The 13,546-nt window shown below is 44.5% G+C and carries 17 protein-coding genes; 12 read left to right on the forward strand and 5 right to left on the reverse strand.

From position 1 onward, the window contains the following. Positions 1–50: 50 nt before the first annotated feature. The 4 genes from Q7U10_11320 to Q7U10_11335 form a co-directional block, all read right to left on the reverse strand. Positions 51–560 (reverse strand): tetratricopeptide repeat protein, encoded by a 510-nt coding sequence (locus Q7U10_11320; protein ID MDO8283190.1) that lies wholly within the window; start codon positions 558–560, stop codon positions 51–53. 70 nt (positions 561–630) lie between these two features. After that, positions 631–1,071, reverse strand: a complete 441-nt coding sequence (locus tag Q7U10_11325; protein MDO8283191.1) for an SH3 domain-containing protein — start codon at positions 1,069–1,071, stop codon at positions 631–633. A gap of 19 nt (positions 1,072–1,090) precedes the next feature. After that, positions 1,091–1,432 (reverse strand): DUF2442 domain-containing protein, encoded by a 342-nt coding sequence (locus Q7U10_11330; GenBank protein ID MDO8283192.1) that lies wholly within the window; start codon positions 1,430–1,432, stop codon positions 1,091–1,093. Further along, positions 1,413–1,652, reverse strand: a complete 240-nt coding sequence (locus tag Q7U10_11335) for a DUF4160 domain-containing protein (GenBank protein ID MDO8283193.1) — start codon at positions 1,650–1,652, stop codon at positions 1,413–1,415. The genes Q7U10_11330 and Q7U10_11335 overlap by 20 nt, the downstream gene beginning before the upstream one ends. A gap of 154 nt (positions 1,653–1,806) precedes the next feature. Here Q7U10_11335 and Q7U10_11340 point away from each other — a divergent pair, with 154 nt between their 5' ends. The 6 genes from Q7U10_11340 (at position 1,807) to Q7U10_11365 (ending at position 5,042) form a co-directional block, all read left to right on the forward strand. After that, a complete protein-coding gene (locus tag Q7U10_11340; protein MDO8283194.1) occupies positions 1,807–2,265 on the forward strand; it encodes a HEPN family nuclease in 459 nt (152 codons plus the stop codon). Positions 2,266–2,306: 41 nt separating this feature from the next. Further along, positions 2,307–2,735 carry a hypothetical protein gene (locus Q7U10_11345; GenBank protein MDO8283195.1) on the forward strand — a complete coding sequence of 143 codons (429 nt, stop codon included), beginning with the start codon at positions 2,307–2,309 and terminating at the stop codon, positions 2,733–2,735. Between the two features lie 39 nt (positions 2,736–2,774). Beyond that, positions 2,775–3,530 (forward strand): hypothetical protein, encoded by a 756-nt coding sequence (locus tag Q7U10_11350; protein ID MDO8283196.1) that lies wholly within the window; start codon positions 2,775–2,777, stop codon positions 3,528–3,530. 89 nt (positions 3,531–3,619) lie between these two features. Beyond that, positions 3,620–4,276, forward strand: coding sequence for a hypothetical protein (locus Q7U10_11355; GenBank protein MDO8283197.1), 657 nt, complete (start codon positions 3,620–3,622; stop codon positions 4,274–4,276). 28 nt (positions 4,277–4,304) lie between these two features. Next, entirely contained in the window at positions 4,305–4,742 is a 438-nt protein-coding gene (locus Q7U10_11360) for a tetratricopeptide repeat protein (protein ID MDO8283198.1), read from the forward strand. A gap of 60 nt (positions 4,743–4,802) precedes the next feature. Further along, on the forward strand, positions 4,803–5,042 hold the full coding sequence (locus tag Q7U10_11365) for a DUF433 domain-containing protein (protein ID MDO8283199.1): 240 nt from the start codon (positions 4,803–4,805) through the stop codon (positions 5,040–5,042). Here the strand turns inward: Q7U10_11365 and Q7U10_11370 are convergent. Further along, positions 4,972–5,190 (reverse strand): type II toxin-antitoxin system HicB family antitoxin, encoded by a 219-nt coding sequence (locus Q7U10_11370; GenBank protein MDO8283200.1) that lies wholly within the window; start codon positions 5,188–5,190, stop codon positions 4,972–4,974. The genes Q7U10_11365 and Q7U10_11370 overlap by 71 nt on opposite strands. Positions 5,191–5,422: 232 nt before the next feature. Here Q7U10_11370 and Q7U10_11375 point away from each other — a divergent pair, with 232 nt between their 5' ends. The 6 genes from Q7U10_11375 to Q7U10_11400 all read left to right on the forward strand — a co-directional run bounded on the left by Q7U10_11375 (position 5,423) and on the right by Q7U10_11400 (position 13,542). Then, entirely contained in the window at positions 5,423–6,070 is a 648-nt protein-coding gene (locus tag Q7U10_11375; protein MDO8283201.1) for an adenylate kinase, read from the forward strand. A 16-nt stretch (positions 6,071–6,086) separates the two neighbouring features. Then, positions 6,087–7,280, forward strand: a complete 1,194-nt coding sequence (gene sat / locus Q7U10_11380) for a sulfate adenylyltransferase (GenBank protein MDO8283202.1) — start codon at positions 6,087–6,089, stop codon at positions 7,278–7,280. 87 nt (positions 7,281–7,367) lie between these two features. Beyond that, entirely contained in the window at positions 7,368–7,787 is a 420-nt protein-coding gene (aprB, locus tag Q7U10_11385) for an adenylyl-sulfate reductase subunit beta (GenBank protein ID MDO8283203.1), read from the forward strand. A 13-nt stretch (positions 7,788–7,800) separates the two neighbouring features. Continuing rightward, positions 7,801–9,810, forward strand: coding sequence for an adenylyl-sulfate reductase subunit alpha (aprA, locus tag Q7U10_11390; protein MDO8283204.1), 2,010 nt, complete (start codon positions 7,801–7,803; stop codon positions 9,808–9,810). A 232-nt stretch (positions 9,811–10,042) separates the two neighbouring features. After that, positions 10,043–11,308 carry a CoB--CoM heterodisulfide reductase iron-sulfur subunit A family protein gene (locus Q7U10_11395; GenBank protein MDO8283205.1) on the forward strand — a complete coding sequence of 422 codons (1,266 nt, stop codon included), beginning with the start codon at positions 10,043–10,045 and terminating at the stop codon, positions 11,306–11,308. Beyond that, positions 11,308–13,542: an FAD-dependent oxidoreductase gene (locus tag Q7U10_11400; protein ID MDO8283206.1), complete on the forward strand. Its 2,235-nt coding sequence runs from the start codon at positions 11,308–11,310 to the stop codon at positions 13,540–13,542. The genes Q7U10_11395 and Q7U10_11400 overlap by 1 nt, the downstream gene beginning before the upstream one ends. Positions 13,543–13,546 lie beyond the last annotated feature (4 nt).

Consider the following 13,546-nt stretch of genomic DNA (forward strand, 5'->3'; position numbering starts at 1 on the left):
GTTGATTAAGAGGATACTTCTGAAGTTTAATACCTGAAAAATAATCGGTGCTATTTTAAATTATTAAGCCAGTTGCGGGCTTCCTGCCCTTGGGGCGAATTGGGGTTGATCTTTTCAGTATGCTGCAGCACTATCTTTGCTTCATCATTTCTTGCTGACTGAGCAAGTACATAACCGAGGCTTAACCATATGTTCTGGTAGTTGGGATCCAATTGTGAGCCTTTCCTCAGGACGTCAATAGCTTCGTCTGTTTGTCTTGTATAGTGAAGGGAGAGTCCCAGGTCATTATAAGTGTCAACATCTTTCGGGTTAAGTTCAATTACTTTTCTGTAAACACTAATAGCCTGAACATACTGGCCGTTTTCAAAGTATTTGTCGCCCATAAGCGAGAGTGATTCAGGGCTCTTGCCTTCCGTATCAAGCCTTGCCATGACGCCGCCGTTTCCCAGGTTCGTATCAATTATAGGGCCTGTTACTGCAGTACTGCTGCTGTTCTTCTGCGTGGTTTTATCACTTTTGTCGCATGAAGTTACAAGAAAAGATAATGTTGTGAAGAGCAAAATAACTATGCTGATAGAAAAGCGATGTAGTAAATGATTTATTTTAGGCATATAGAATAATATATTTTTTTTACTGAATCCACAAGAGGTCATTAAGTATCCAGCCGGTATCCCCGGATTCGTACATTACGTTGACCCATGGCTCTTTTATTTCTAAAACCTTCAGAGATTCGTACTGATATAAAGGGCTAAGGGTTGTCTTTTTATACTCTTCCCCAGGCCCGCTCCTGACATTTGCCTCATCAACTTTGACAACAGCGCATTTCAAATCCTCTGTCACAAGATTTTCCGCTATCCAGTGAGTATCTCCTTCCAGGTCCTCAACCTTATACCAGGTGCCTTTTTTGGAGATCTTTTTTAACGGCATGTACATAAACACCTGCCAGCTTATCTCATCTTTTGCGCTTGGGCCTGACCTGAGATTCGCCGTGTCAGCAGTGACACATAATGAATAAGCATCAGAGGCTGACAGTATAAAAAAGCAGATTGCGATAATAGTCGTTCTTTTCATGACATATTCCATACAAAATTCAGCGGCTGGCAACTGCCGGTCCGCTGGAATGTTTTGTTATGCGAGATTGACGTTGAATCAACCATTTCTTAAAAGATTTCTGGCTTTCCGCTGACGGTTTCCCGGTTAACAATCCTTCAACACTTATATCTTCATCAATATCTTCCCAATGAATACCATGGCCCCTGCCAATCAATCTCCAGTTACTTCGCTCCTTTGGAGTAGCATATACCAAACGAGGAAACCATTCCAGAGGAACTGAAATTGTTCTTCCATCACTTAGGTCTACATTCAGGGTATCTTTTGTTACTTTTACATGTTCTGCTTTTGGCACTTCTATTTCAACTACCGAAGTATTCATTCCACGCCTCCAATAATTTTGAATGCTTCTCATTAATAAGTTTGTGGATTTTACTGATTTCTATTCTACTAAATCCTCCACTACTTTGCAGCCTGACAGGGTCAAGCCAGAATTTGGCAATTTTGTCATCACGCTCAACATGAATATGCTGAGGTTCGTCCTTATCACCTGCATAAAAGAAAAACCGATAAGATCCAGAAATATCTTTAACTGTCGGCATGTCAATAATATATCAAATATTTCAGAATACTTCACAGAATGTAAGGTGTTTATTTTGCTTGCTGGATTAATGCTTAATCGCTATAATGGATTCATCTAAAAGCAATGGCGTATTGCGAATATGAATTTTGAGGGGGCAATGAGAAATGAAATATATGGATAAAGTAAAAGATTTCTCCACTCGTACTAAAGCAAATTTAAAATTAATTAGGGAAGAAGCAGATAAAGTAAAGGAAGGAGGGGAAGGAAAGGAAGCATATGAAGTTACCCAGTTAATTAACTCAATGCTTGGCCTTTTTGTTTTTCCGCAGCAGGAATTTTACAACAAAATACCCAAAACGCCTATAAAAGAACTGGAACAAGCAGGATGGCAAATACCAAAAGTTGATGGCAATTATCCTCAAGCAAAAGACCTTAAAGAGCTTGCAAGATATTTGAGAAACGGAATATCACATTTTAACCTGGACTTCACTTCATCCGGTGGTCACGTTAATGGCTTAATTATATGGAACAAAGATAATGGGAGAATTGGGAAAATAACGTGGAAAGCGACTTTAACTATTAAAGAACTTGAGGATATTGTTAGCAAATTTACTGACTTATTAATTAAATAAAATCGTTATAATAAGCAGGTCGTTTGAACGAGGAGAGCATTATGAAGAAAACTGAACGATGCCTTATGCATTTAATATGTTGGTTTGCTATTGTTTGTGCCGTACCGTTATTGGTCTCATGTTCATCTGAAGAGAATGCAATTATAGGCAAATGGACTAAATACATCCTTTACGAAGGAAGAATAATAATAGAGAATGACCTTTATTATACAAATGAAGCCGGAGAGAGCTATCAAACCACATCATCTCCAACCTGGGAGTTTTTTAAGGATGGGACGATTAATATCGCTGGTGATGAAATATCCATAGTAGGTAATTATAAATTCATCGACAAGGACAAAATAAGAATTGATTATCGTGCGGGTATTTTAGATCGTTCTTTTATCGTAACAATACAGTCTATTGCAGATGACAAGTTGAGTTTAAAAATTGACGGAAAAACTGCGACATTTGTAAAGGTTAAGAAATAATTAATAACATTGCTATGTCAAACTGAAAGAGGTAAATTGTTGATTGAGAAGAGGCTTGTGGCTGTCTGTGACATTCTTGGTTTTGAAAAATTGATAGAGAAAGACCTGCGCAAATTAATTGATGGAGAGCTGTCTCTGTTCCAACGACTCGTTGGCTTCTCGGTAAACCATGGTGCAGTGCCTGAATTACCTCCTAAACTAAAGGAAATCAGAGATCAAGGGAGGGTCGGCTTTACATGGTTTTCCGATACTCTTCTAATCTATGCAAAAGATGATGAAGACCTATCTTGTCGGAACGTCCTGGAGACAGTCGGCTGGCTATTGTTCACTACTATGCCAACAAGGACGAGGCTTCGGTGTGGGGTTGCCTATGGTGAGTTCTTCGCAGAACCTGAGAACCAACTCTTCGTTGGCCCTGCAATCGTTGAGGCATATAATCTTGAACAAGCACAACAATGGGCTGGAGCCGCACTTACTGATAGTGCTGCGAAACGCTTACCTGAGCGAGAAATGACAGGTGAACGGTTTCAATGGTGGGTCTGTAAGTACCCAGCTCCTCTTAAAAAACAGAAGAAAGACGTTCACTGTAGTGAACTTGTAGTTGATTGGACTCAAGGAATTCACAAGAGCTTCAACCTGAGATGGTCACATTCCCATGAAGAGCCTACGGAGGCTGAAAAATGCGAAGACGAATCGATTTACCAGAAATGGATAAACACTCGTATATTCCACGAGGAAGTATGTATTGCTTGCAATAGCATTAACAAAATTAGAGATCCGTTGAAAGTGCTATGAAGTATAACGCGTTGAACAACTGAATCACTAGAAGCCAGTGATCTTTGAATGAAGAGAAATATATTCATAAAACAGTAAGGAGAACGAAAATGAAAAGATTTTTAAAATTATTTGCTTTATTGCTACTTATTATTTCAATAGCAGCAGTCAACACGGCGTGCAACAGCAAAAAGAAGCCTGCTGAGACTAAACAGCAGGAGCAGACCAATCAGCAGAACACCTCACCTCATGCAGACCCTATCACCACTGATACCAGGCCTATCATATCAGGGAAGGTTGTTGAGACAATGAACGCCTCCAGTTATACATATGTGAAGCTGGTAAAGGATGGTAAAGAGATATGGGTCGCTATACCTGAGGCTAAGATTAAAATAGGCGATGAGATGTCTTTTTATCCAGGCGATGAGATGCGTAACTTCAACAGCATAACACTTCACCGCACATTTGATAGTGTTATTTTTTCTCCAGGAAAGGTTGATAAGGCTGCAGGTGTTGATGATGCTCTACAAAAAAACTTGAGCAAGAGCGACTGTGTACAATCATGGAAATACAATAAATCAGCATTTAAGCTTTATCTTAATACTGATTCCTGTGAAGACAATGAGACAACCGCAGTACTTGTGACAATTAGATATCTGTTTGAATCTAATAATCATACATTCCCAAAGAAAATTGAAGTATTTAATAGCGTCGGGAAGGAAATGGGGTCTTATCCTTTTGAAAACATTCCTTCTCTTTCTCAATAATATGAATATAATTTGGCGAGGATGCTCAATGATATCCTGTTTATTTACAAGGCGTTCAGTCATTATTATTTTTTTGCTGTTAGTTGCTCTCATCCCTGCCAATGCTTTTAGTGATTCTAATAAGGAAGCTGAAAATAAGTTCTGGCTTGGCAAGATTCAGGGGACCTTGGGCAAATACCAGGAAGCGGTTGATGCCTTTAAAGAAGCCCTTAGAATCAATCCCGATTATGCAGAGGCGTATTATTATCTTGGTGCAGCATATTCTCACTTAAACAGATATCAGGAAGCGGCTGATGCCTGCAAACAAGCTATCAGAATCAAGCCTGATTATGCAATTGCACATTTAGGTCTTGGTATTAGTTATTCAGCATTAGGTGATAAAGGTTCTGCACTTGAAGAATATAAGATCCTCAAAGACCTTGATAAAGAAATGGCGGATAAATTGTTCAATGTGATTTATAAATAATCTATGTGAAACTTTAAAAGCCATAATGATAAAATAATATCAGAAAAAAAGGAGGGTGAAATGCAGACTGATTTAATTGTGTCAGATCCCAATATAATGATGGGAAAACCTGTTATTAAAGGGACAAGGATAACTGTCGAAATCATTTTAGATAAACTGGCGGCAGGGGAAACAGTGGAACAGATAGTCGAAGCTCATCCACGTTTAACTCGAGAAGGAATTCTGGCTGCTATGGCATTTGCCGCTGAAGTTTTGAAAGGGGATGTAGTTTATCCTGCTGTTGAGGCAGTGGCGTGTTGAATTCAAGAGCCTCTTTGAGAGTCAGGCGAAGGCTTTCTTTTAACTCTTCACGAGTACGTTCCTGACAGTTCACCCCTGTAATTTCCTCTATCCATCCAATCCACCAATCACCTTCCTGTTTTACTACAGCCGTATATTCATTGTTCATAAATTGCCTCCCTTCAGATAATGTGATTATACCTTAAAATCAATAAGTCAGGTACTATGCTTTGCGGATTCAGGTTTGTCTGCCCAATCCGCAAATATAAGCAATGATTATATTTCAATTTAAATTTTTGTATTGACTCTAAAAACCCCACTTGAATATTATAGTCACTCGTCGCTCTGCGTTATGTATTTTTTGATTATTAATCTTTCTTGATAAAGCATAGGGGGTCATGATGAGGCTTGTATTATTAGGCGCGCCGGGTGCAGGAAAGGGAACTCAGGCTAAGAAGCTCATTGAAAAGTATAGAATTCCTCAGATCTCTACAGGCGATATACTTAGAAAATCCGTAGCAGACGGAACACCTCTTGGAAAAGAAGCAAAATCATATATGGACAAGGGCGAACTTGTGCCCGATTCAGTAGTTATCGGCCTTGTTAAGGACAGGCTTGCGCAGGACGACTGTAAAAAGGGATATATCCTTGACGGCTTCCCGAGAAACACGTCACAGGCTCAAGAGCTTGATAAGGTTCTTGCCAATATGGCCCCGCTTGATCTTGCACTGAGCGTAGATGTTGACAGGGATGATCTGCTGAGGAGGCTTACCGGCAGGAGGACTTGCAGAGACTGCCAGCAAATGTATAATATCTACTTCTCAACTCCGATGAAGGGCAAATGCGACAAGTGCGGCGGAGACCTCTATCAGAGGGATGATGATAAGGAAGAGACGATCAAGAACAGGCTCGAAATATATGATGCGCAGACAGCCCCTCTTATTGACTATTATTCCCGCAAAGGGATTTTGAAGAGCATTGAAGGTTCAGGAAGCATTGACGATATATTCAACGGCATCTGTGAAATAGTTGACCCACTAAATAAATAAGGAGGAAGAAATGGCATTGATCAAACCACATGGTTCAGACGAGCTGAACCCGCTATTTGTATATGACTCGGCTCAAAATGAAGCCCTGCAGAAAGAGGCTGAAGGACTGGCTTCTATTGTTGTGAGCTCAGCTGCCGCAGCTAATGCAGTTATGTTGGGGGCTGGTTACTTCAACCCGTTAACAGGCTACATGAATAAAGCTGATGCGTTGTCTGTTGCCAACAATATGAAAACAGCATCCGGCCTGTTCTGGCCTACCCCGGTCTTAAACCTGGTTAAAAACGCAGGTTCAATAAAGGCAGGCGACCGCATTGCGCTGAAAGATCCGAATGTTGAAGGCAATCCTGTATTGGCTGTTATGGATGTGAAAGCGGTTGAAGAGTTCAGCGATGCGGATATGGAGCTTATATCTGAAAAAGTTTACCGTCCTAATCATAAGGAAGCACATCCGGGTGTTGATGCATTCAACGCCGAGGGCAAAGTCTGCCTTTCAGGGCCGATCAAGGTTCTTAATTTCTCTTATTTCAGCAGTGAGTTCCCGGACACCTTCCGTACCGCAGTTGAAATTCGTAACGAGATCAAAGAGCGCGGCTGGGAGAAGGTTGTTGCCTTCCAGACCCGTAACCCGATGCATCTGGCCCACGAAGAACTTTGCCACATGGCAATGAAGCGCTTAGGCTGCGATGGCCTGGTCATTCACATGCTGCTTGGTAAATTGAAAAAGGGAGATATCCCTGCTCCTGTTCGTGATGCTGCTATCCGTAAAATGGTTGAGCTGTACTTCCCGAAGAACAGCGCAATGGTCACCGGTTACGGCTTTGATATGCTTTATGCCGGCCCGCGTGAAGGCGTTCTTCATGCTGTATTCCGTCAGAACATGGGAGCAACTCACTTCATAGTCGGACGTGACCATGCAGGCGTTGGTGATCACTACGGTGCATTTGATGCGCAGACCATCTTTGATAATGAGGTTCCTGCAGGCGCTCTTAAGATCGAAATATTCAAAGCTGACCACACCGCATACTCGAAGAAACTGGACAAGGTTGTGATGATGTGTGAGGCTCCTGATCATAAGAAAGAAGACTTTGTTCTGCTTTCAGGCACTAAAGTTCGTGAAATGTTAGGCCAGGGTATTGCACCGCCTAAAGAATTTTCACGCCCTGAAGTAGCTGACATTCTGATCAAATATTACCAGAGTATTGATAAATAAATTAATGTCTTATTAAAGACAAGTTACAAAGGCTTAATTTAAGCCAACATGACCAAAACGGTTAATTCTTTAAAGGAGGAGTAAAAAATGCCAAGTTTTGTTATTGCTGAGAAATGCGATGGATGCAAAGCGCAGGATAAGACAGCATGTCAGTACATCTGTCCTAATGACCTCATGGCCCTTAACAGGGATCTCATGAAGGCCTTCAATCAGGAGCCGGAACAGTGCTGGGAGTGCTACAACTGTGTAAAGATCTGCCCACAACAGGCGATCGAGATCAGGGGTTACCAGGACTTCTGTCCAATCGGAGGTAATGTTATACCGATGAGGGGAACTGACTCTATCATGTGGACGGTAAAGTTCAGGAACGGGCTTCTCAAGAGGTTCAAGTTCCCGATCAGGACAACAGAAGAGTCTTCTATTGATCCGTATGCCGGCAAACCTGAAGTTGACATGTCAAAGATTAAAAATATCGGCTTCTTTAACTACGAAGCCAGAAAGGAATAAGGGGGAAGGATAAATGGAAAAAGAGACTTGTACATTTTCGTATTGCGCAAAACCTGAAATTGTAGAGCATGATACAGACCTGCTCCTTATCGGCGGCGGTATGGCTTGCTGCGGATCAGCTTATGAAGCTACAAAATGGGCTGCATCAAACAAGTTCAAGGTCACAATGGTCGACAAGGCAGCGACAGACAGAAGCGGCGCTGTTGCAATGGGCCTTTCAGCTATCAATACATACATCGGTGAGAACAAATGTGAAGACTATGTCAGATACGTAAGGGCTGACCTTATGGGCATCACCAGAGACGATCTCGTATATGACCTTGGAAGGCACGTTGATGACAGCGTTCACCTTTTTGAGGAGTGGGGACTTCCTATATGGAAGAAGGGCGATGACGGCTTTTCACTTGACGGCTTTCAGGCAAAAGATGCAGGAAAGAAGTCATTAAAGGACGGCGGCACACCAGTAAGATCAGGCAAATGGCAGATCATGATCAACGGCGAGTCTTACAAGGCTATCGTTGCTGAGGCAGCCAAGAAGGCGCTTGAGATCAACAGGGTTGCAACCGGCGTTGCACAGAATCACTTTGAGAGGGTATTCATAGTCAGGCTCTTCAAAGACAAGAACGACCCCAAGAGGGTTGCGGCAGCAGTTGGTTTCAGCGTAAGAGAGAACAAGATGTACATATTCAGGGCAAAGGCTATGGTTCTTGCCGCAGGCGGAGCTGTTAACTGTTTCAGGCCGAGATCTACCAAGGAAGGCCAGGGCAGGGCATGGTACCCGGTATGGAACTCAGGTTCAGGTTACGCGCTCGGTATGCAGGCAGGCGCACAGCTTACCCTGATGGAGAACAGATTCGTACCAGCGAGATTCAAGGATGGTTACGGCCCTGTTGGAGCATGGTTCCTCTTCTTCAAGGCTAAAGCTACAAACAGCCTTGGTGAAGATTACTGTTTAAATGAGGAGTACCTTGCTGAGGCAAGAGCAAAATACGGCAAGTACGTTGACAAGATGGGCACCGCTATCAGAAATCACCTGATGATGAAAGACATGAAGGCAGGCAAGGGCCCGATCATCATGAGAACTGATGAGGCGATGGCAGCTATCAACAAGACCTTTATTGACCAGCTTGGCGAGAAAGAAGGCAAGAAGAAGGTCAAGCATCTTGAGTCTGAGGCATGGGAAGACTTCCTCGATATGTGTATCGGACAGGCCGGACTTTGGGCTTGCAAGAACATTGAGCCTGACAAATCCCCTTCAGAGATCATGCCGACCGAGCCGTATCTTCTCGGTTCTCATGCAGGCTGTGCAGGATTCTGGTGTTCAGGCCCCGGCGACATACCGGGAACTCCTGAGTCATGGTCCTGGGGCTACAACAGGATGTCAACCGTTCCGGGCCTCTTTATGTGCGGCGATATCTGCGGCGCGTCAGGCCACAAGTTCTCATCAGGTTCTCATGCAGAGGGCAGGATAGCAGCAAAGGCTGCAATAGCATACCTCATCGACAATCCGGGTTATACACCTGTAACAAGGCGTACAGCTGACGAGATGGCAGCAGAGCTTTATATGCCTTTTGAGGTCTATGAGAAGCACAAAACATACTCAACAGATCCTAAGATCAACCCGAACTACATCAAGCCTGACATGCTTCAGACAAGGCTTCAAAAAATAGCTGATGAGTACATGGGCGGAATCTCAACATGGTACATGACATCCAAGACCATGCTTGACGAAGGATTGAAGCAGCTCACAATGCTCAAAGAGGACTCAGCAAAGATGGGCGCTGCAAACCTTCATGAGCTGATGAGATGCTGGGAGAACTATCACAGGATACTCTCACTTGAAGCGCATGCCCGCCACATCCTCTACAGAGAGGAGACCAGGTACCCTGGTTACTACTACAGAGGCGACCATGACTTCATTGATGATGTTAACTGGAAGGTATTTACCCTCTCCACATACAGCATGGAGACCGGTGAGTTCACAATGTCAAAGACGGATCACAAGAATCTGTTCGCAGATTAATCAGAACACAGGTAGATTTGCTCAGGGCGCTGGAAACAGCGCCCTGAGTTTTTTTAAGCTATTGAACCGGATTGAAACGATCTTTGCATTTTGGCGATTTATAAGAATTTATTATTTAGTAATTTCTGCCTTATAAATATCTTGAATTTTTTTGTCTTAATGTTATAAACTCAATCCCGATATTGTTTGGTTAATAGTTTAAAAAAACTCTCTAAGTTTTAGGAGGAGTAATATGTCAGAACAAGCAAATACAATTCTGGTTGTCGGAGGCGGGATCAGCGGGCTCACGACAGCTACCGAGGCGGCAGAGGCCGGCTATAATGTTGTTATAGTCGAAAAGTCACCGTATCTCGGAGGCAGGGTCTCCAGGATGAACAAGTACTTTCCAAAGCTCTGCCCCCCGTCATGCGGCCTTGAGATCAACTACAGAAGGCTCAAGTTCAATCCCAGGATCACCTATTACACACTCGCGCAGATCGAGCGCATAGAAGGAACCGCAGGCAACTTCAATGTGTCGGTACAGCTCAACCCCCGTTATGTCAATGACAAATGCGTAGCGTGCAATGAGTGTGTTGCAGTATGTCCTGTTGAAGTGCCGAATGATGTTAATGCCGGCCTTGACAAGAGGAAGGCAATATACATCCCGTTTGAACAGTCATTCCCGTTCCAGTACGCTATCGATGCCGCTTCTTGCAAAAAGGCTGAGTGCGGAAAATGCGCCGATGTCTGCAAATATGGCGCTATCGATATAAACATGAAGCCTAAGGTCATTGAGGTCAACGCCGGTGCAATAGTCCTTGCAACAGGCTGGGATCCGTACGACGCTTCGAAGATAGAGAATCTCGGTTTCGGCACAAGCCCCAATATCATTACCAATGTGATGATGGAGAGGCTTGCTTCATTTACAGGGCCTACCCAGGGCAAACTGCTCAGGCCTTCAGATAACAAAGAGGTAAAGTCAGTAGCCTTTGTACAGTGCGCAGGATCAAGAGATGAGAACCACCTCGCATTCTGTTCAGCTGTCTGCTGCATGGCATCGCTCAAACAGGCAACATATGTGAGGGAGCAGTATCCCGACTCAAAGGCATACATGTTCTATATAGACATACGCACACCGGGAACATCATACGAGAGGTTCCTGAATAAGATAAAGGATGATACGAATATTTCTCTGATTAAGGGCAAGGTCGCAAAGGTGGAGTCAGATCCCGCCACAGGCGACATCATAGTAACTGCTGAAGATATCCTTGCCGGAGGCAAGGTCAAGGTTCGGGTTGACCTATGTGTGCTTGCAACAGGAATGGTCCCGACCGTTGGAAATGTTAAACTTCCTGATTCTGTGACCGTCAATGAGCACGGTTTCGTAGTCCCGGGGAAGGATGAGCACGGCATCTTTGCAGTGGGCTGCTCTAAAAATCCGGCAGATGTAGCAAAGTCTGTTCAGGATTCCACTGCCGCAGCGCTCAAGGCCATCCAGATAATAAGGAGGAACTCCTGATGGAAAAGAAGATCGGATTATATATATGCAAAGGCTGCGAAATAGCCGATGCTGTAGATGTAGATAAGCTTGTTAAAGTAGGTGAGAAGGAGTACAAGGTACCGGTAATAAAGACCCATGATATCCTCTGCAGCCAGGAAGGTATCGACACTATAAAGAATGATATAAGCGGCGAGGGCGTAAATACAGTCCTTATCGCTGCCTGCTCACCGCGTGCCAAGCATAAAGAGTTCACATTCCCGGGCACCGTTGTTGAGAGAGCGAATATCAGAGAGTTTGTATCATGGACACAGGAGCATAAGACAGAAGAGACGCAGGCTTTGGCTGAAGACTATATCAGAATGGGCGTGACAAGGGCGCAGAACAGCGAGCTTGCTGAGCCGTTCATGCTTGAGGAGCTTAATAAGGATATCCTTGTTATCGGCGGCGGCGTCACAGGCATGTCATCCGCTCTTGGAGCTGCTGATGCGGGATACAAGGTCACGCTTGTTGAGAAGGCGGCAGAGCTTGGAGGCTGGGCTGCAAAGATGCACAAACAGCTCCCTCAGACCTCGCCTTTTGAAGACCTTGAAGAGTCCGGCATCAAGACAACTATTGACAGGGTAAAATCACACGGAAATATAGAGGTATTTACATCCTCAGAGATAGAGAAGATAGCAGGCTTCCCCGGCCTTTATGACGTTTCAATAAAGACAGCAGGCGGAACTACACAGAAGAAGGCAGGTTCTGTTGTCATGGCAGCAGGCTGGAGGCCGTATGACGCAAGCAAGCTCAGCCATCTCGGTTACGGCAATCCGAATGTCATAACCAATGTTGAGATGGAGGCGATGGCAAAGAAGGGCAAGATAGTACGCCCATCTGACGGAAAAGAGGCAACCCGGGTGGCATTCATACAGTGCGCAGGTTCACGCGACGCTGACCACCTTAAATATTGTTCATCCTACTGCTGCCAGACCTCTCTCAAACAGGCGGCTTATGTACGGGAGAGCAACCAGGATGCGATAGCATATATTTTATATAAAGACATCCGGACACCGGGCCAGTACGAGCTCTTTTACAAGAAGATGCAGAACGATCCCGGAGTGATGCTCACAAAGGGAGATGTCACGGGCGTGAGCGAGTCAGGCGGCAAGCTTTATGTTGATGTTAAGAACACCCTGCTTGGCGAGGACGTGAGGATCGAGGCTGACCTTGTCGTGCTTGCAACAGGCATGGTTCCGAACACGAGGATAGATGTTGAAGAGCTTGCAGACTGGAAGGTCAGGTCTGACGAGAAGCTTGTTGCATCAGGCGGCAAGGCCGACCCGAATGCCAAGATTGAACCGCACAAGATACCTAACATACTTCGTCTTGATTACAAACAGGGCCCTGAGCTTCCGCTGCTTGAAGAGGCTTATGGATTTACGGATTCCAACTATATCTGTTTCCAGTATGAGACGCGCAGGACCGGCATCTTTACCGCAGGCAGCATAAGGCAGCCCATGAACATGCTCGGAAGCATTGAAGACGGGCTTGGCGCTGCAATGAAGGCGGTACAGTGTGTCGAGGCTACTGCGACAGGCCATGCCATTCACCCGAGATCATGGGATCAGACATACCCTGAGGTAAACCTTCAGAAGTGTACCTCATGCAAGAGGTGTACAGAGGAATGCCCGTTCGGAGCTATTGAAGAAGACGCAAAGGGAACTCCGTTCCACAAGATGTCCAGATGCCGCAGATGCGGCACATGTCTGGGATCCTGCCCTGAGCGCGTTATCAACTTCAAGGACTTCAGCATCAAGATGATATCAAACATGATGAAGAATGTGGATGTGCCTGAAGAAGGGCTTAGGCTGCTTGCGCTTGTATGTGAGAATGACGCATATCCTGCGCTTGACGCGATCGCAAAACAGAGGAAGAGGATCTCTCCGGCGATAAGGTTTATCCCTGTAAGATGTCTCGGCAACCTGAACCTTGCGTGGATAGCAGATGCATTATCAAAGGGAATTGACGGCATGCTTCTTCTCGGCTGCAAGTTCGGCGAGAATTACCAGTGCCACTTTATAAAGGGCAGCGAGCTTGCAAATGAGAGGCTCGGAAAGCTTCAGGAGACGCTCGGAAGGCTTCAGCTTGAGCCTGAGAGGGTTGAACTCGTTCAGCTTTCAATATCAGACTATGACAGGCTTCCTGAGATATTGAATACTTATGTGGAGAAGCTTGAAGGTTTTGATCCGAATCCGTTTAAGGAATTTTAGGAGG

Source organism: Thermodesulfovibrionia bacterium (genome assembly GCA_030646035.1).
GTDB lineage: Bacteria > Nitrospirota > Thermodesulfovibrionia > UBA6902 > UBA6902 > JACQZG01.